The following is an 18236-nucleotide window of genomic DNA, read 5'->3' on the forward strand; positions in this document are numbered from 1 at the left end:
CCAACGACCATCTCACCGTCGATGGCGAGAAGCGGGACCAGATCAAGGGGGATTATTCTCTCACCGTGGATGCCTCCATGCATCAGAAGCTGGGGCAATCCCTGCTGGTGGAAGCGGGCAGCGAGGTGCATATCAAGGTCGGCGACAAGCTGGTGCTGGAGGCGGGCTCGGAAATCACCCTCAAGGGAGGCGGCAGCTTCATCAAGGTGGATCCCAGCGCCGTCACCCTCTCAGGCCCAGGCATCAAGCTCAACGCTGGCGGCAGTCCCGGATCAGGTTCTGGCTGGGCGGGCAAGGCCCCCATGCCGCCCAAACCGGTTGCCGCTGTTCCCGCACCTGCGGAAGCCGAATTTGCGCCCCCGCCTCCCAGTCAGCTTGGCATGGAAGCCCTGCTCAAGGAGCAGGAGCTGGTTCCACCTAAGCCCAAGGCTTTCTTCTTGTTTTCTGAATAGTGGAGCTCGCCCCCATGAAATACGCATTTCCCATACTGACCCAAGACGGCAAGGAGTTTGCCGATAGCAAGGCGCTCAATGGTCTGCTCAAGGGTGAATCGGGTGGTCACTATCTGCTGGGGGGCCACAGCAAATGGCATGGCGGCATTCACATCAGTGAACAGACGGCGCCCTGGTGCAAGGACAAACATCCGGTACGCTGCATCGCCGATGGCAAGGTCGTCGCCTTTCGCATGATGCCGGACTACCTCAGCTCTACTTTCCAGGGGCAGAAGCTCAAGTTTTCCAACTGTTTCTGTCTGGTCCAGCACGCCTATTGTGAAACCAACCCTGATACAAAGGAGAAAAATGAATTTACGTTTTACTCCCTCTATATGCATCTGTTGCCCTGGGATCATTATCAAAAAAGGGACAAGCTGGTGCTCAAAACAGGACGCAATGTCCGCAACTCAGTCCCTCACCTGCATCCAACCACGGAACAAGCTGCGTCTGACAAACTGCTGCCCGCCCTGACCCTGCCCGCAGGTACAGAATTCGATCGGGTGGCGGGAGTCCCTCTCAAGCGGGGCTCCCTGGGCAAGACGGATTACGACTTTGTCCTGGTCAAGGTACTGAGCTCGGGCAAGCAGAGCGACGGAGTATTGGCCACTCAAGGATGCGAAGTCTGGCTCGCCATGGAGGAGGCGGCGGTAACGACCATAATGCCCAAGCTACCCAACTGGCTCTATGACCAGGTTGCAGCAGAGCTGACGCAGGCCATGGCCGGACGCGCCGACCCGGTGCCGGGGGAAACGGGCCAGCTTCCCAAAGCCGGAGCACATAGCATCTCCCTGCCTGCCGGCACCCGGATTACGTTTGACGCTCACCGTCTCGAGTTTCAACTCATAGGCGGTCAGCCACGCAAGATGGCGCGCTGTACCTTCGAGATGCCAGTCCAAGAGGGCCTGGCGGGGCAATGCGGTCAGGCCTGGGTCTGCGTCGAGGATACATTTATCAAGGTCCTCAACCAGTCGGCCAGCAACTTGGGGAAACTCTATCCACTGCCGAGTCCGGTGCCCATCGCAGCTGGCGATACCATTGGCTATCTGGGGCTAGTCGAAACCCCGACCAGTCTGGTGGAAAGAGACGCGAAAAAGAGCATTCATCAGGTTCATCTGGAAGTCTTCAGTCAGGATACCAGGCTGGCCGAGGTGCTCGCCAACAAGGCCCAGACCAAAGGTGGCGCCAGTTATGCCAAGGTACCCGCAGGCCTGCCACTGGCGAGAAAAGACAATGCCAGCTTCACTCCGACCGAGACCCTGAGTCAGGAAGTTCTGCTCGACTCCCCCAAGCAAGCAAAAGATAATGCCGATATCGACTGGATAGAGGTGACGACAGGGCTATTCGTGCAACAGAGCAAGGTGGATATGCTGAGTCAGCATGACTGGCTCAAGATTGGCTTTCAGCAGGTTGATGGCAGCGGATCGGACGGTCATCTTGCACCTGAAGCCCCCTCCCCTTTTTTCCTGAAACTGGCAAAGACGATTGATCCCAAGCGCGAGGGAGAATTGACCAGCGCCGATGTCCATAAGATCCTGCAAGACAAGGCCAAGGCGGAGACTATCCGGAAGCTGATCGTCAAACATCCGAGCGAGTGGTACGAGACATCAACCTCGCCCAGCTACCAGTGGCTGGAGAAAATGATGGCGGAAGTCGGTCTGCCGGAATTCAATAAGCTGGTCGAACACGAAAAACAGCGTATCGACAGTCTGGAGTGGATGCAGAGTGCCAAAGAATTAAAGTTGGGCCCGGATCTGTGGCATTTTTCTCCGTTGTCTATTATCCAAAAAAGTGAAAATAAAGCTGAGATAATAACTCTCGAAATGCTACTAGCAGCTAACCTTCAAAAAAATGAAGGGCATTGCCGAGAAATACTTTTATATATGAACAAGTATGCATATGCATATGGCCTAGATGATAGAAAAGCAATCGCCCATTTTTTGTCACAGATAGGGCATGAAAGCCAATTCCTAGCTGTTGATGAGGATCTAAATTACTCAGCACCGAGAATGAGGCAGATTTTTGGTTGTATAAAAGGGCCGAAGGAATATAACAAGTTACAAGATGATTGCAATTTGGGTCGATTACGAGAAAAGCTTTGGACTGAAGAAAGTACTTATGCAAGAAATGCTAAATCGCTTGGTAGTTATGTGTATGCCAATAGGAATGGCAATGGTAGTGAAGCGTCAGGAGATGGATATAAGTACAGAGGGAGAGGGTTAATACAGATAACGGGGAAAGTTCAATATGAACTATTCACAAAAACGCATAATGAAAAAGTACCTTCTGATATTAAAAATTTCTTAGAAAATCCTGACGATGTCGCAACAAATTTATCTTATGCTGTTGAATCAGCCTTTTTCTATTGGTTTACCAAACAAAATTTACATGCCAAAGCCAAAACAGGCAATGTGATGGATATAACAAGAATCGTAAATGGTGGTGATAATGGTTATGCAGATCGAGCTCTTAGATATAGTAAAGTTTCTGAAGTCATGGGCATCAGTTGAACTACGGAGTAAGCAATGAGATATCTTTCAATTTTATTTTTTATATCATTCTTTGCCAATTCGGCTCAAGAAACCATCGCTCAAGGCCCATTTAAGGTTCCCGGGGATGACAACTATGTCACCATTAAATATTCTAGTGATGATAGCAATTGTCCTCTAACCTTATCAATAGATAAGGTAAACACTGAATCAGTCGTTGACAAATATTGTCAAGAAGGCGCACGACCTCAGATTGAATCAGTATTTTTTTCTAAGAGAGAACACAAACCTCAAGTTTTAATACTTGTCTCTTGGTTTAATAACCACAGGGCGGAAAACTTAATGGCAACATACTACAAGGTTTATTCATACATCAAGACTGGTCAGATATTTGAGAAGGATTCCAAGATTGACTCCGATATTAATCTAAGCGGTTTTGATGGCTTGGTTGATGGAGAGAATGTCACATTTAAATATAAAAATGCAGCTGAGATAAAGAGATATTTGTTAGAGAAGCAACAGTGAACTGATTCGGTGTGTACAGATCTAGTTATCACCCGATTGCTTTTCTCGCCCCCTCCCCCCACATCGTAGCGCCACGCTGACTAAGGGTTGTGTGACGGTTCCCCGCACCGTCACGTGCCATCTCTCCGCTGACGGGTAGCAGCCAAATGATTTTCCCCTAATCTGACACCAGCCTTTATCATTGACCCATCCGCCATAGCCCATGGTGGATGGGTCCCCGTCGGCAAACGCCGCCCTGAGATGAGAATTACCGCCTATGAAGTCATTTATCCGGCAAGAGATTGCCCTGCCCGCTGGCCTGCTCACCCTGGTTTTCTTCAAGACAATGGGGGCGGATCTGCTTAGTGAAACGACCCCCCTTTCACTCTATCTGCCTGTCTCGCTAGCACTGCTCGCCATCGTTACCTGGGCCATCTTCTCGGTCGTGCGTCACTCCGATGCTCTCGCCATCAAGCTGGGTGAACCTTTCGGCACCCTGATCCTGACCCTGTCGGTCATCTCCCTGGAAGTGGTGATGATATCCTCCGTGATGTTGACCGGCGACCCCAACCCCACCATGGCTCGCGATACCATGTTTGCCGTGGTGATGCTGGTGACCAACGGCCTGGTGGGCTTCACCCTGCTGTTTGGCGGTTGGCGTTATCACACTCAGAATTTCAATCTGGATGGGGTGAAATCCTATCTGGTTGCCATCATACCGCTGGCGCTGCTCTGTCTGGTGCTGCCCAACTTCACCCGGGGCGGAACCCTGGGCAGCATGTCCAGCGCCATGTCCTGGATGCTGATCATCATCTCCATCCTGCTCTACGGCGTCTTCCTCTTGATCCAGACCCGCAGCCATAGCCATTTCTTCGTCGACAGCGACCACGAGGATCATGAGGAGCACCACGGTATACTGCGCAGCAACGTCTATCACACCCTGCTGCTGCTCGCCTACCTGGTGGTGGTGATCCTGCTGGCCAAGACGCTGGCCATCCCTATCAACTATGGGGTCCATGTGATGGAGGCCCCGGCGGCGCTGGGCGGCTTTATCGTGGCCTGTATCGTGCTCGCGCCAGAGGCGGTCGGCGCCATCAAGGCCGCCTTCAATAACCAGTTGCAACGTGCCATGAATCTCTATTTTGGCTCTGTGCTGGCCACCATAGCCCTGACGGTCCCCTCTGTGCTGTTTATTGGCTCACTGATGGGGCAGGAGGTGCGCCTCGGACTCGACGCCGCCAACATGGTGCTGCTCGCCACCACGCTCATGGTGTGCAAGGTGACCTTCAGCAGCGGCCGCACCAATGTGTTGCACGGCGCCACCCATCTGGTGCTGTTCGTGGTCTACCTGTTCCTGATGTTCGAGCCCTCATGATGAACGCCCTTTCGCACAGATAGAAAAAGAGCGCCTGGTGGCGCTCTTTTTAATGGACGTTCTTTTGCAGAGAGTGGCTTACAAGCTCGGCAAGACACCAGCCGGGATCAGATCGTTGTAGCTGGCGGCGCCCAGCAGGGCGGCGGCGGCTTCGATGTCCGGCGAGAAGTATCTGTCCTTGTCGTAGAAGCTGACTTGGCTGCGCAGACGTCCCTTGGCCAGCTCGATGAGCTCGGTGCTGCGCAGGGGGGCACGAAAATCCAACCCCTGGGCCGCGGCCAGCAGCTCGACCGCCAGTATGCCACGGGTATTCTCCGCCATGTCCGCCAGGCGGCGGGCGGCGAAGGTTGCCATGGAGACGTGATCCTCCTGGTTGGCGGAGGTGGGCAGGCTGTCCACCGAAGCCGGGTGAGCCAGGCTCTTGTTCTCGGAGGCGAGCGCCGCCGAGGTGACTTGGGCAATCATGAAGCCGGAGTTGACACCGCCGTTGTTGACCAGAAAGGCGGGCAGACCCGACATCCGTGAGTCGATCAGCAGCGCCATGCGTCGCTCGGACAGAGATCCTATCTCGGCGATGGCCAGCGCCAGGTTGTCGGCCGCGAAGGCCACGGGTTCTGCATGGAAGTTGCCACCGGAGAGGATCTCCTCATCCTCGGCGAACACCAGCGGGTTGTCGGAGACCGCATTGGCCTCGCACACCAGCACCTCGGCGGCCTGACGGATCTGGGTCAGGCAGGCACCCATCACCTGGGGCTGACAGCGCAGGGAGTAGGGATCCTGCACCTTCTCGCAGTTGTGATGGGACATGCCGATCTCGCTGCCATCCACCAGCAGCTGGCGATAACAGCTGGCTGCATCTATCTGGCCGCGCTGACCGCGCACCGCATGGATGCGGGCATCAAACGGACGACGACTGCCCAGCGCCGCTTCTACGCTCATGGCGCCTATGGTGATGGCACCGGCGAACAAGTCCTCCGCATGGAACAGTCCCTCCAGCGCGAAGGCCGTGCTGGCCTGGGTGCCGTTGAGCAGGGCCAGCCCCTCTTTCGGTGCCAGGGAGATCGGCTCCAGGCCCGCAATCTTGAGCGCCGTGGCGGCGTCGATCAGCTCACCCTTGTGACGGGCCTTGCCCTCCCCGATGAGCAGGCAGCTCATGTGGGCCAGGGGCGCCAGATCGCCGGAGGCACCGACGGAGCCCTTCTTCGGCACCACCGGATAGACTTCGGCATTGATCAGCGTGATCAGGGCATTGAGCACCTCCAGCCGAATGCCGGAGAAGCCACGGGCCAGGGAGTTCACCTTGAGCACCATCATCAGCCGCACGGTGGCGTCATCCATGTAGGTGCCGATACCGGCTGCATGGGAGAGCACGATGGAGCGTTGCAGCTCGTCGAGCTGCTCCACCGGAATGCGGGTGTTGGCGAGCAGGCCGAAGCCGGTGTTAATGCCGTAGACGACGCGGTTTTGCTCTATCACCCGAGTCACCACTTCGGCAGAAGCACGAATGCCAGGAATGGCACTCTCAGCCAACGAGAGGCGCACCGGCTCACGGCTGACACGACGCAGGGTGGCGAGATCCAGTTCGCCCGGTTTCACAGTCAATGCAAACATCTTATTTAGCCTCACCAGTGTGGGAACCCTGCGACTCGAGCATGGGCAGATCCAGTTTCGCCTCTTGAGCGCAATCAATGGCAATCTCGTAGCCGGCATCGGCGTGACGCATCACCCCGGTGGCCGGGTCGTTGCGCAGCACGCGGCCAACCCGCTTGGCTGCATCATCGGTACCGTCACAGACGATCACCACACCGGAGTGTTGGGAGAAGCCCATGCCTACGCCACCACCGTGGTGCAGGGAGACCCAGGTCGCGCCACCGGCGGTGTTGAGCAGGGCGTTGAGCAGCGGCCAGTCGGAGACGGCATCGGAGCCATCCATCATGGACTCGGTTTCGCGGTTGGGGCTCGCCACCGAGCCGGAGTCCAGATGGTCGCGGCCAATCACGATCGGCGCCTTCAGCTCGCCATTTTTCACCATCTCGTTGAAAGCCAGGCCCAGGCGTACCCGATCCTTGACCCCGACCCAGCAGATCCGCGCCGGCAAGCCCTGGAAGGCGATGCGCTCGCGGGCCATGTCGAGCCAGTTGTGCAGGTGAGCATCGTCCGGGATCAACTCTTTGACCTTTTGATCCGTCTTGTAGATGTCTTCCGGATCCCCGGACAGCGCCACCCAGCGGAAGGGGCCTATGCCCTGGCAGAACAGCGGGCGAATGTAGGCCGGCACGAAACCGGGGAAGTCGAAGGCGCTCGATACCCCCTCATCCAGCGCCACCTGGCGGATGTTGTTGCCATAATCGAGGGTGGCTGCGCCACGGGATTGCAGGGTCAACATGGCTTCCACCTGACGGGCCATGGAGTGGCGGGCCGCCAGGTTCACTTCCTCGGGCGCGGATTTTTGCAGCTCGCGCCACTTAGCCAAGCTCCAGCCCTGGGGCAGGTAGCCGTGAACAGGGTCATGGGCAGAAGTCTGGTCGGTCACCACGTCCGGGGTGATGCCACGGGCCACCAGCTCGGCGAAGACGTCGGCGGCATTGCCGAGCAGACCGATGGAGACGGCGCTGCCGCTGCGTTTTGCTTCCTCGACCATGGCCAGCGCCTCGTCCAGGCTATGGGCCTTCTTGTCGACATAGCGGGTTTTCAAGCGGAAATCGATGCGGGTCTCGTCGCACTCGACGGCGATCATGGAGAAACCGGCCATGGTGGCGGCCAGGGGCTGGGCGCCGCCCATGCCGCCCAGACCACCGGTCAGGATCCAGCGCCCTTTCGGTTCGCCGTTGAAGTGCTGATTGGCCACCGCGAAGAAGGTCTCATAGGTGCCCTGCACTATCCCCTGGGTACCTATGTAGATCCAGGAGCCGGCGGTCATCTGGCCGTACATCATGAGCCCCTTCTTATCGAGCTCGTTGAAGTGTTCCCAATTTGCCCAGTGCGGCACCAGATTGGAGTTGGCGATCAGCACCCGAGGCGCGTCCTTGTGGGTCTGGAACACCCCGACCGGCTTGCCGGATTGCACCAGCAGAGTTTGATCTTCCTCGAGCCGGGTCAGTACTTCGACAATCTTGTCGTAGCACGCCCAGTTGCGGGCGGCGCGACCGATGCCGCCGTACACCACCAGGGACTGGGGATGCTCGGCCACTTCCGGATCCAGGTTGTTCATCAGCATCCGCAGCGGCGCTTCAGTCAGCCAGCTCTTGGCGGTCAACTGAGTGCCACGGGCGGCGCGGATGACCCGGCTCGGGTCATGACGGGGATCCTGTTCCTGTTTCTGCTGCTCAGACATTTGACTCTCCTTGTTCACTATGGGCTCGGCCCGCTTACTTGATGAGTTGATGGACGAGACGGGCGGCCACGCGGGCACTGAGGCCGTCCCGATCCAGGCTCGGGTTCAGTTCAGCCAGATCGGCGAGACGCAGCTTGCCACTGGCGCGGATCTCGGCAATCAGGGGTTCAATCAGACTCAGGGCCACCCCATGGGCGGCCGGGGCACTGACCCCGGGCATCTGGCCTGCGGGCAGCACGTCGAGATCAATGGTGAGGTAGAGGTGATCCACCTCGGCGATAAAGGCGTTCAGACCCCGCATCAGGCTCGGTAGCTCGCGCTCCGTCATCTCTTCGTCCTTGACGATCCAGACATTCAAATCGTCGGCGCGGGCGAACAACGCCTGGGTGTTGGCCGTTTCGGCCACCCCCAGGCAGGCATAGCGAAATGCCGTGCCCTGGATCTGGCACTGTTCGGCAATCTGGAAGAAAGGGGTCCCCGAGCTCGCCCGGGGCGCCTTGCGCCGCAAGTCCAGGTGCGCATCGAAATTGATGATGCCGACGCGGCCACGGCCAGCCAGATGACGATTGAGGCCGCTCCAGCTGCCGAACGCCACCTCGTGCCCTCCTCCCAATACCAGCGGGAACTGGCCGTCGGCCAGCAAAGCGGCAACCCGTTCGGCCAGCTGGTCATGGGCCGCCTCGAGATCGCCATCCAGGCAATCGACATCACCTGCATCCCAGGCCGGGCGCTGGCCATGCCAGGCGGTATTGGCCAGGGCCTTGCGGATCTGCAGGGGGCCCTCGGCGGCGCCGACGCGGCCCTTGTTGCGGCGCACCCCTTCGTCGCAGGCAAAACCGAGCAGGGCTACGCCCTTGGCCACTCCTGGTTGCCAGGGTTGGACCCGGTCGTGCCAACGCAGGGCCAGCTCGCCATCTTCCGGATCCTGGCGGCCTTGCCAGACACTCATATCAACCATGGATAGTCTCCTCACCATTGACCACGCGGCAGACCGGCTGCTCGACACCGACCAGATAGCTGAGCTCGGCCGGATGGGCACAGCTCCATACCACGAAGTCCGCCAGCATGCCGACCCGCAGTTGACCGAGTCGCTCCTGCTCTCCCAAGGCGTGGGCGGCATGACGGGTCACCCCGGCCAGGGCTTCGGGCGGGGTCAGGCCAAACAGGGTGCAAGCCATGTTCATGGCCATCCGCAGGGAAACGATGGGGGCCGTGCCCGGGTTGATGTCGGAGGAGACCGCCATGGGCACATGGGCGCGGCGCAACGCATCGACCGGTGGCAACTTGGTCTCCTTGAGGAAATAAAAAGCAGTGGGCAGCAGGGTGGCTACCACGCCACGGTGGGCCAGGGCATGAATGCCGTCGGCATCCAGATATTCGAGATGATCCACCGACAGGGCGCCGAAGTTGGCGGCGAGGGTGCTGCCCCCCAGGTTGGAGAGCTGATCCATGTGCCCCTTCACCGGCAGACCATACTGGGCGGCGGCGAGATAGACCTGCTCGGTCTGGGCCAGGGAAAAGCCGATGTGTTCGCAGAAGACATCCACCGCATCGGCCAGTCCGGCCTCGGCTGCGGCCGGAATGATCTCCTGGCAGATGGTCTCGACCCAGGAGTCAGGATCATCCTTGCATTCGGGGGGTACGGCATGGGCGGCCAGGAGTGTGGTCTTGACCCGGATAGGCAGAGACTGACCGAGGCGACGGGCGACCCGCAGCATCTTGAGTTCATCAGCCAGGGTCAGGCCATAACCGGACTTTATCTCGACGGTGGTCACCCCTTCACGCATCAGCGCCTTCACCCGTGGCAGGGCGAGATCGTAGAGCTGATCCTCGCTGGCGGCCCGGGTCGCCTTGACGGTGGAGAGTATGCCGCCGCCACGCTTGGCGATCTCGGCATAGGGTACCCCTTTGAGGCGCTGCTCGAACTCTTCGGCTCGGCTGCCGGCGAACACAAGGTGGGTATGGCAATCGATAAGACCCGGGGTCACCAGCTTGCCCTTCATGTCCTGCCAGTGGGCAGGGACGCTGCCCTTGAGTTCATGCATGGGTACCAGCGCCTGGATGACACCATCCCGTACACCGATGGCATGAGGTTCCAGCAGGCCATAATCGACCAGATCGGGCCGCATGGTGGCTGGCAATACGTTGAGCCAGACCCGCTCGCAGTTCAACAGTTCCTTGTTCATATCGACCCCATAAATGTATATACAATACGTTATAGCCGATCTCTAACCAAAAATACAGCGACGAGATCACATCTTGGTAACAGTGGATTTACTTGAGTATAGCCATGAAAAAACCCACCGAAGGGTGGGCTGATGTCACACAAATATGTATATACAATTAAATCAGGCAAGCCAACCCATGGCGATGGCCAGATGGCCAACCCCCCCGGCCAGCAACAGACCAAGCAAGGTTCGGATCAGCCAGATCGCCAGCAACTGGCCCACCCCGAGCGGGATCTTGGTGGCGAGGATGCAGGGGATGGAGGCGGACAGAAAGAGCACGGAGCTGACCGACACCACCGCCGCCACGAATCGCACCAGCAGATCCGCATCCTTGAGCAGGATGGCGGGCAGGAACATCTCCGCCAGCCCAGCCGCCAGGGATCGCGCCGCCACCATAGGCTCATTCATGTCGAGCAGCCAGGTGATGGGCAGGAAGATCCAGCCAATCACATCAAACAGCGGCGTGTGCTGCGCCAGCAACAGCCCCATCAGGCCGACCGAGAGAATGGAGGGCACCACGGCCGCCGCCATCTGTACACCATCGCGCAGATTGTCCAGCAACTGCCGCCAGGTGGCCGGTGCCTGCCGGGACTGGTTCAGACCCGCGGCGATGGCAGCCTGCCAGCGGTTCATGCCGATGGGCAGGGGATCGTCCTGGCTGCCTTCATCATCGAGGCGCGAGATGGGGGGAATGCGGGCCGTGATGGCAGTGATCAGGAAGGTGATGACCAGGGTCGACCAGAAATAGAAATTCCAGTAAGGCATCAGGTTGAGGGTCTTGGCGACGATGATCATGAAGGCCGCCGACACCGTCGAGAAGCCGGTCGCTATGATGGCGGCTTCGCGCAGGCTGTACTTGCCCGCCAGATAGACCCGGTTGGTGATGAGCAGGCCGACAGAGTAGCTACCCACGAAGGAAGCGACCGCATCGATGGCGGAATGACCGGGAGTGCGCCAGAGGGGGCGCATGATGGGCTGCATCAGCACACCAATCAGCTCCAGCAGGCCGAAACCGAGCAGGAAGGTGAGCGCCAGGGCGCCGATGGGTACGATCAGCCCGACTGTCATCGCCAGCTTGTCGAACAGGAAGGGCAGACGATCCGGGGTCATCAACCAGGCCGGGCCCACGCCGGTCAGATAGACAACCGCCAGCCCCAATCCAAGCAGCTTGAAGATGGTCAGCACCTTGTCGATGGGACGAGCGCGCCAACGACCGTCAATCAGCGGAGCACAGGCGCCGTAGAGGATGAGCGCCATCACCAGACTGACCGCCAGGGTGCGCTGCGCCACTAGCTGACTCGCCAAATGATCCACCAATATGGTGCTCTTGCCGCCCAGTTCGAAGGGCACGAAGAAGCTGCCAATGCCGATGATAGCGGTGATGATCAGCTTGAGGGCCGCACTGGCCCCCGTGCTGGGTGCCATGACCTGTTCCCTTTCCATCTTGTCTCTCCCTGTTGTCTTGACTCAGTGTTGACTCACGCTGGTGGTCGCCTGCGTGGACGACCTTAAATGTATATACATATTTACACCAGTTAGTCGAGAAGGACAAAACAAAAAATTAACAGGGTTGAAACATTGGGATCCCCGTTGGATCCCGACAAGATCCTCAGTCCGGAAACAACAAAGGCCCACCAGGGGCCTTTGTTGTTTCGTATTTAGCTCAAGCCATACGGGTCTGGGATCTCAGCTTGTAACGGGATCCCGGTGACAGCAGCCGGGCGTAGGAGACCAGCGCCCCTTCCGACCAGGTACGTCTATGGAGCAGCAGACAGGGAATATCGACCCGGATCTGCAAAAGCCCCGCCTCCCCCGCACTCGGCAACACCGCCTCGACCACATGTTCCATCTCGGAGAGGGGGCACACTTCCATCAGGTAACGGTTCGGAGTCTGGCGGGTGAAGTCCTGCTCGCCGTAGCCGGGCAGCTGCCTAGCATCGACGAAACGCTCTTCAAGCTGTAGCGGTTCCCCATCGGCCTGATGGACGATCAGGCTGTGGAAGATGGGGGCTCCGACTCGCAGGCCAAGTTGCACTGCCACCTTCTCATCGGCGGCCTGCCGTTCAAGGCGGATCACCCTGGCACTGTAGTCGGCGCCCTGCTCCGCTATCTCCTCCGCGATATTGCGAATGGCAAGCAGGGTCGACTCGGTCCGCCTGTCCGCCACGAAGCTGCCGGAGCCTGCGGTGCGGTTGAGCCAGCCATCGGCCACCAGTTCGCGCAGCGCCTTGTTGACCGTCATCCTGCTCACCCCGAACTGTTCGCACAAGGCAGCCTCGGTCGGGATCCTGTCCCCCGCCTCATAGTGCCGTGAGCGAATGCCGTCGAGAATGTGCTGCTTGATCTGCAGATAGAGGGCGGGAGCCAAGGGCGCGTCCTCAGCTGCGGGGATGGGGCGGACGCTTGTCCGGCCAAGCGCGATAGACATCGGGGATCTGATCCGGCCCGCTGATGCAGAGATCGAGATCGTGCAGCAGACCATCCTTGATACCGTAGATCCAGCCGTGCACCGCCAGCTCCTGCCCCTTGCGCCAGGCGTTCTGGATAATGGTGGTGTAGCAGACGTTGGCGACCTGCTCGGCCACGTTCAGCTCGCACAGGTAGTCGAACCGCTCATGCTCATCCTCGATGGCCTCGAGCTCTTCGCCGTACTTGAAGTAGACGTCTTTGATGTTGCGCAGCCAGTTGTCGATGAGCCCCAGCTCCTGGTTCTGCATCGCCGCCTTGACGCCACCGCAGCCATAGTGGCCGCAGATGATGATGTGCTTCACCTTGAGCACCTCGACCGCATATTGCAGCACCGAGAGGCAGTTGAAGTCGGTGTGCACCACCAGGTTGGCGACGTTGCGGTGGACGAAGACGTCTCCCGGCAGCAGTCCCATCAGCTGGTTGGCGGGTACCCGGCTGTCGGAGCAACCGATCCAGAGGTATTCGGGGGCCTGCTGGGCGGAGAGGGTAGCGAAGAAATTCGGATCCTCGGCCTTGATCCGCTCCGCCCACTCGCGGTTGTTGGTAAACAGGTCGTTCAACAGTTTCACTATCTGCTCTCCCTACTGTGGCAGTGGCGGCAACATAACATACACAAGGGTAACCAAGGCAAGGCCGACCAGATGCTCTCGAAACAAAAACAGGGCCATCAGGCCCTGTTTTGTCGATGCAGCATCACGCCACCATGGCATCTTTCAGCTTCTTGAGAGCATTCTTCTCAAGTTGGCGGATCCGCTCGGCGGACACGCCATAGCTGTCGGCCAGCTCCTGCAGCGTGGTCTTGTTGTCATCATCCAGCCAGCGAGCGCGAATGATGTGCTGGCTACGCTCATCCAGGGTCGCCATGGCCGCACTGAGACGACGGGTGGCGTGTTTGTCCCAGTTGTCGTTCTCTATGGTCGCGGCCAAGTCGGAGGACTTGTCTTCCAGATAGTGGACGGGAGCGAAGCCAGCTTCGTCATCCTCGTCACCGACCAGGTCAAACGCCTGATCGTAGTTGCTCATCCGTGCTTCCATCTCGGTCACATCGCTGACCGAAACACCAAGCTCATCGGCCACGACCCGTGCCTCATCATGGCTGAACCAGCCCAGACGCTTCTTGGATTTGCGCAGGTTGAAGAACAGCTTGCGCTGGGCCTTGGTGGTTGCCACCTTGACCATGCGCCAGTTACGCAGCACGTATTCGTGAATTTCGGCCTTGATCCAATGCACGGCGAAAGAGACCAGACGCACGCCGACGCTGGGGTCGAAGCGCTTGACCGCCTTCATCAGACCAATGTTGCCTTCCTGTACTAGGTCAGCCTGAGGCAGACCGTAGCCGGCATAACTCTTGGCAACGTGAACAACAAAGCGCAGATGCGACATGACCAGCTGACGGGCAGCCTCGAGATCGCCACCCTGCTGCAACCGCATCGCCAGCTCACGCTCCTCTTCCGCGCTGAGCACGGGAATCGCGTTAACGGCCTGGACATAACCTTCCAGACTGCCTTGGGGGATAAGGGCCATAGTGCGTTGCAATGAAGTTCCCATCTTTTACCTCTTTACTCTTCAGTCGCGCCAGTCTAGCACCCTCACAGGGGCTGTCTAGGAGACGGCGACTATTCTGCGGCCTGAATCAAGTACTGAACCAAGTCAGAACCCGACACATCTTAGGGCTAGGGGATGAATCATAAATGAACAGTCAAAAAAAGGGGGTCACAGTGAAGGACCCCCGAAAAGTAGCATGCTAAGTCCATTGTTGCGGAGCTCGCAACCTTCACATGCTTGCCAAGTCTGACGAGCGGGGGTCTTACGCCACACCCGTATAAGTTCGATTTTAAGACTGCGCTACTTCAATAAGGTTCCATGGATCTTGAGCAGATCCTGGCGATCATTGACGTCCAGATTACTATCTGAATGCGTCCTGTGCCAGAAAGGGTCACTTTTTTACTTGATCCAGCTCGCAAAATCCAGCGAGTTTTGTCTAAAAATGGGTCAGGAAGGCTCGATATCACGAATATGGCGATGGACCGAAAACCAGGAGGCGATGAGTCCAAGCAGTGCCCCGAGCAGTATCAGGTTAATACCATCAATCCCCCCCATGCCGACCAGGCGGAAATGGCTGTTGTAGAGACCGGCCAACTCCTTGACCACCCCCTCGCTCCAGATCACCATCACCTCGGTCAGCCACCAGGCCAGCATACCGCCGATGACGCCATACCAGATGCCGGTATAGAGGAAGGGTCTGTGGATGAAGGCATCGGTCGCCCCCACCAGCTTGAGTACCTCAATCTCGGATCTCTGGTTGAGGATATTCAGCCGCAAAGTGTTGCCGACGATGAGCAGCACAGCGGAGAGCAGCAGCACGGCGATGCCGGTGATGGTGTGACGCAACAGGTTCATGATGCCTTGCAAACGGGTCAGCCACTGCAAGTCCAGCTTGCCCTGTTCTATGCCTGGCTCATTCTCCAGCTTGGCAAGCAGCTCGGCAGCCCCTTCCGGATTCTGCCAGCGCGGATCCGGGATCACGCTCAAGACCGGCGGCAGCGGGTTGCTGTCCAGATAGTCGAGAGCATCACCGAAGCCCGAAATCTCGCGAAACTCCTTGAGCGCCTCATCCCGATTCATGTAGGTCACCGACGCCACCTCGGGGTAGAGCAGGATGCGTTGCTTTAGCTCTTGAATGTTCTGCTCCGGCAACTCTTTGCGCAGGTAAAGGGAGATCTGCGAGCTGTTCTGCCAGTTGCCCTCCACCAGCTCGGCATTCTTGAGCAGCACATGAAAGCAGGAGGGCAGCGCCAGACTCACACCGAGTACGGCCAGGGTCATCAGGGAGGCAAGGGGGTTACGCCACAGCTCGCCCAGGCTGGCGAACGCCTGGCGCAGGTGATCGACCCAGTACATGACGAAGCGACGCAGCAGTGGCTGCTTGTGACGCACGATAGCCATCAGTAATCCTCCTGCTGGGAGTGCATCCGTCCCGCCTTGAGCGTAAAGGTGCGATAGCGCATGCGGGCGATGAGCCCGAGATCATGGGTGGCGATGAGCACAGAAACCCCGAAGCTGTTGAACTCCTCGAACAGACGCATGATGTCCATGGAGAGCTGGGGATCCAGGTTGCCGGTCGGTTCATCGGCCAGCAGCAGCGGTGGCTTGTTGACGATGGCGCGGGCGATGCCGACCCGTTGCTGCTCCCCCCCGGACAGCATGCGCGGCTGGTAACGCTCCTTGCCGAGCAGCCCCACCTTGTCCAGCGCTGCCGCCACCCGCTTGTTGATGTCCCCATGGCTGTAGCCGTCAATGACCAGGGGCAGTGCCACGTTGTCGAACACGGTTCTGTCCATCAACAGCCGGTGGTCCTGGAAGATCATGCCTATCTGGCGGCGTACATAGGGGATCTGGCGCCGCTGGATCCGGCTCACATCCTCCCCATGAAAGAAGACGCGGCCATCTGTGGGCCGCTCCATCACGCTGATAAGTTTGAGCAGGGTGCTCTTGCCTGCCCCGGAGTGTCCGGTCAGAAAGCCCATCTCCCCCTTGCGCAGGTGAAAGTTCACCTTCTGCAGCGCCTGATGGCCACCGCTATATACCTTGCTGACCTGATCAAAACGAATCATCTCTGGTCCCTGAAGCTTGTCTGGCCCCACCTGCGAGGCACTGGAGAGAGCAAGGGGCCGCCCAGTGGCGGCCCGACTTGCTTATTCGTCGCGGCTAAACAGCGCCTCGATGAAGTCATTGGCAACGAAGGGACGCAAATCGTCTATCCCCTCACCCACCCCGATGAAACGGATGGGGATCTGGAACTTGTCAGCCACCGCGAAGATGACGCCACCCTTGGCGGTACCATCGAGCTTGGTGAGGGTGATACCGGTCAAACCCACGGCCTCTTTGAACAGCTTGGCCTGGCTCAGGGCGTTCTGGCCCGTCCCCGCATCCAGGGTCAGCATGATTTCGTGAGGGGCCTCCTCATCGAGCTTCTTCATGACCCGCACCACCTTCTTGAGCTCCTCCATCAGGTTGCTCTTGTTTTGCAGGCGGCCGGCGGTATCCGCAATCAGCACGTCGGCACCACGGGAACGGGCAGCCTCGATGGCATCATAGATGACGGAGGCAGAGTCGGCGCCGGTGTGCTGGGCGATGACCGGCAGGTTGTTGCGCTGGCCCCATACCTGCAACTGCTCGACGGCGGCGGCGCGGAAGGTATCACCGGCGGCCAGCATGACGCTCTTGCCCTCGGCTTGCAGCTGCTTGGCAAGCTTGCCAATGGTGGTGGTCTTGCCCACCCCATTCACGCCCACCATGAGGATCACATAAGGCTTCTTGCTGGTATCGATCACCAGAGGCTGCTCGACTTTGGCCAGCATCTCGCCCATGTCCTGCTTGAGCAGACCGTAGAGGGCTTCGCCATCCTTGAGCTGCTTGCGGCTGGCGTGCTGGGTCAGGCTATTGATGATGCGGGTGGTGGTATCGACCCCAAGATCCGCGGTGAGCAACTGGGTCTCCAGCTCCTCGAACAACTCATCATCTATCTGCTTGCCACTGAACAGGCTGAAGAAACCAGAGCCTATGTTCTCCTTGGTGCGCACCAGACTGCGCTTGAGACGAGCAAAGAAGCCCTCTCGCTGCGGCTTGGCCTGAGTGTCATCGGCCACATCCCTCGCCAGAGGGAGCGCGGCCAGGGCGGCAGCCTCTACTGCGGCGGCCAGTCGGGCCTGTTCGGCCTCCTGCTCGGCGGCAACCCGGACAGCCTCCTGCTCGGTGGCAACGCGAGCAGCCTCCTGCTCGGCGGCAACGCGGGCGGCCTCCTGCTCAGCGGCAACGCGAGCGGCCTCCTGCTCGGCGGCAACGCGAGCAGCCTCCTGCTCGGCGGCAACACGGACGGCCTCCTGCTCGGCGGCAACCCGGGCAGCCTCCTGCTCGGCGGCAACCCGGATGGCCTCCTGCTCGGCGGCAACCCGGACGGCCTCCTGCTCGGCGGCAACGCGGACGACCTCCTGCTCGGCGGCAACATTGGCAGCCTCTTCTTCCGGGCTCAGCAGGTCAGGGTTGACGACGACGGGCTCCAGGGAGCTGGCGCACTCTTCGATCACCAGAGGAGTGGCGCTGAGCACCTCAGCCAAAGGATCTGTCAAGGGATCTGCGGGCGGCAGGGAAACCTCGCCGGACTCAGCGGCGTGGGTAATGACGTCGGTCGGTTGGGAAGGGGTGGCGCTGGCGCCATCTTGGGTGCTGACAGTCTCGGATTGGGGCGTCTGTGGTTGGACAGCCTCAGCCTCTTCTTTCTTGCGGCCGAACCCCAGCCAGGAAAACAAACCTTTTGCCATTTTAAAAAATACTCACTTCGTTGGC

Annotated in this window: 14 protein-coding genes and 1 pseudogene; 4 read left to right on the top strand and 11 right to left on the bottom strand. The window is 59.0% G+C overall.

Annotation, left to right across the window (positions count from 1 at the left end):
- From ACSMDR_RS19180 to ACSMDR_RS19195, 4 genes and pseudogenes are all read left to right on the top strand, one after another.
- Positions 1 to 452: pseudogene (locus tag ACSMDR_RS19180) on the top strand (type VI secretion system tip protein VgrG); the annotation flags it as partial.
- A gap of 14 nt (positions 453 to 466) precedes the next feature.
- The gene (locus ACSMDR_RS19185; RefSeq protein ID WP_436469370.1) at positions 467 to 3001 is read left to right on the top strand and encodes a glycoside hydrolase family 19 protein; all 2535 of its coding nucleotides are present in this window, start codon (positions 467 to 469) and stop codon (positions 2999 to 3001) included.
- 15 nt (positions 3002 to 3016) lie between these two features.
- Positions 3017 to 3505, top strand: coding sequence for a hypothetical protein (locus ACSMDR_RS19190; protein WP_436469371.1), 489 nt, complete (start codon positions 3017 to 3019; stop codon positions 3503 to 3505).
- A gap of 256 nt (positions 3506 to 3761) precedes the next feature.
- Positions 3762 to 4859 (top strand): calcium:cation antiporter, encoded by a 1098-nt coding sequence (locus ACSMDR_RS19195; RefSeq protein WP_436469372.1) that lies wholly within the window; start codon positions 3762 to 3764, stop codon positions 4857 to 4859.
- Between the two features lie 78 nt (positions 4860 to 4937).
- On the opposite strand, the gene hutH is transcribed toward ACSMDR_RS19195, so the two are convergent.
- From hutH to ftsY, 11 genes are all read right to left on the bottom strand, one after another.
- A complete protein-coding gene (hutH, locus tag ACSMDR_RS19200; RefSeq protein WP_005892732.1) occupies positions 4938 to 6470 on the bottom strand; it encodes a histidine ammonia-lyase in 1533 nt (510 codons plus the stop codon).
- A gap of 1 nt (position 6471) precedes the next feature.
- Positions 6472 to 8193 carry a urocanate hydratase gene (gene hutU, locus ACSMDR_RS19205; RefSeq protein ID WP_436469373.1) on the bottom strand — a complete coding sequence of 574 codons (1722 nt, stop codon included), beginning with the start codon at positions 8191 to 8193 and terminating at the stop codon, positions 6472 to 6474.
- A 34-nt stretch (positions 8194 to 8227) separates the two neighbouring features.
- Positions 8228 to 9151 carry a formimidoylglutamase gene (gene hutG, locus ACSMDR_RS19210; protein WP_436469374.1) on the bottom strand — a complete coding sequence of 308 codons (924 nt, stop codon included), beginning with the start codon at positions 9149 to 9151 and terminating at the stop codon, positions 8228 to 8230.
- The gene (gene hutI / locus ACSMDR_RS19215; protein WP_005892741.1) at positions 9144 to 10379 is read right to left on the bottom strand and encodes an imidazolonepropionase; all 1236 of its coding nucleotides are present in this window, start codon (positions 10377 to 10379) and stop codon (positions 9144 to 9146) included. Before hutI ends, hutG begins: the two co-directional genes overlap by 8 nt.
- Positions 10380 to 10541: 162 nt before the next feature.
- A complete protein-coding gene (locus ACSMDR_RS19220; RefSeq protein WP_407919094.1) occupies positions 10542 to 11846 on the bottom strand; it encodes a YjiH family protein in 1305 nt (434 codons plus the stop codon).
- A gap of 238 nt (positions 11847 to 12084) precedes the next feature.
- Entirely contained in the window at positions 12085 to 12789 is a 705-nt protein-coding gene (gene hutC, locus ACSMDR_RS19225) for a histidine utilization transcriptional repressor HutC (protein ID WP_005892745.1), read from the bottom strand.
- A gap of 10 nt (positions 12790 to 12799) precedes the next feature.
- On the bottom strand, positions 12800 to 13459 hold the full coding sequence (gene can, locus ACSMDR_RS19230; protein ID WP_436469375.1) for a carbonate dehydratase: 660 nt from the start codon (positions 13457 to 13459) through the stop codon (positions 12800 to 12802).
- Positions 13460 to 13583: 124 nt separating this feature from the next.
- Positions 13584 to 14438, bottom strand: a complete 855-nt coding sequence (gene rpoH / locus ACSMDR_RS19235; protein WP_042040053.1) for an RNA polymerase sigma factor RpoH — start codon at positions 14436 to 14438, stop codon at positions 13584 to 13586.
- Positions 14439 to 14882: 444 nt separating this feature from the next.
- Entirely contained in the window at positions 14883 to 15836 is a 954-nt protein-coding gene (gene ftsX, locus ACSMDR_RS19240; RefSeq protein ID WP_436469376.1) for a permease-like cell division protein FtsX, read from the bottom strand.
- Positions 15836 to 16504 carry a cell division ATP-binding protein FtsE gene (gene ftsE, locus ACSMDR_RS19245; protein WP_005892754.1) on the bottom strand — a complete coding sequence of 223 codons (669 nt, stop codon included), beginning with the start codon at positions 16502 to 16504 and terminating at the stop codon, positions 15836 to 15838. The genes ftsX and ftsE overlap by 1 nt, the downstream gene beginning before the upstream one ends.
- An 81-nt stretch (positions 16505 to 16585) precedes the next feature.
- Positions 16586 to 18211: a signal recognition particle-docking protein FtsY gene (gene ftsY / locus ACSMDR_RS19250; RefSeq protein ID WP_436469377.1), complete on the bottom strand. Its 1626-nt coding sequence runs from the start codon at positions 18209 to 18211 to the stop codon at positions 16586 to 16588.
- Positions 18212 to 18236 lie beyond the last annotated feature (25 nt).

Source organism: Aeromonas molluscorum (assembly GCF_051376105.1).
Classification (GTDB): domain Bacteria; phylum Pseudomonadota; class Gammaproteobacteria; order Enterobacterales; family Aeromonadaceae; genus Aeromonas; species Aeromonas molluscorum.

Coding starts and splice junctions, on each gene's coding strand:
- ACSMDR_RS19185 (WP_436469370.1), top strand. CDS start 467: ATGAAATACGCATTTCCCATACTGACCCAAGACGGCAAGGAGTTTGCC.
- ACSMDR_RS19190 (WP_436469371.1), top strand. CDS start 3,017: ATGAGATATCTTTCAATTTTATTTTTTATATCATTCTTTGCCAATTCG.
- ACSMDR_RS19195 (WP_436469372.1), top strand. CDS start 3,762: ATGAAGTCATTTATCCGGCAAGAGATTGCCCTGCCCGCTGGCCTGCTC.
- hutH (WP_005892732.1), bottom strand. CDS start 6,470: ATGTTTGCATTGACTGTGAAACCGGGCGAACTGGATCTCGCCACCCTG.
- hutU (WP_436469373.1), bottom strand. CDS start 8,193: ATGTCTGAGCAGCAGAAACAGGAACAGGATCCCCGTCATGACCCGAGC.
- hutG (WP_436469374.1), bottom strand. CDS start 9,151: ATGGTTGATATGAGTGTCTGGCAAGGCCGCCAGGATCCGGAAGATGGC.
- hutI (WP_005892741.1), bottom strand. CDS start 10,379: ATGAACAAGGAACTGTTGAACTGCGAGCGGGTCTGGCTCAACGTATTG.
- ACSMDR_RS19220 (WP_407919094.1), bottom strand. CDS start 11,846: ATGGCACCCAGCACGGGGGCCAGTGCGGCCCTCAAGCTGATCATCACC.
- rpoH (WP_042040053.1), bottom strand. CDS start 14,438: ATGGGAACTTCATTGCAACGCACTATGGCCCTTATCCCCCAAGGCAGT.
- ftsX (WP_436469376.1), bottom strand. CDS start 15,836: ATGGCTATCGTGCGTCACAAGCAGCCACTGCTGCGTCGCTTCGTCATG.
- ftsE (WP_005892754.1), bottom strand. CDS start 16,504: ATGATTCGTTTTGATCAGGTCAGCAAGGTATATAGCGGTGGCCATCAG.
- ftsY (WP_436469377.1), bottom strand. CDS start 18,211: ATGGCAAAAGGTTTGTTTTCCTGGCTGGGGTTCGGCCGCAAGAAAGAA.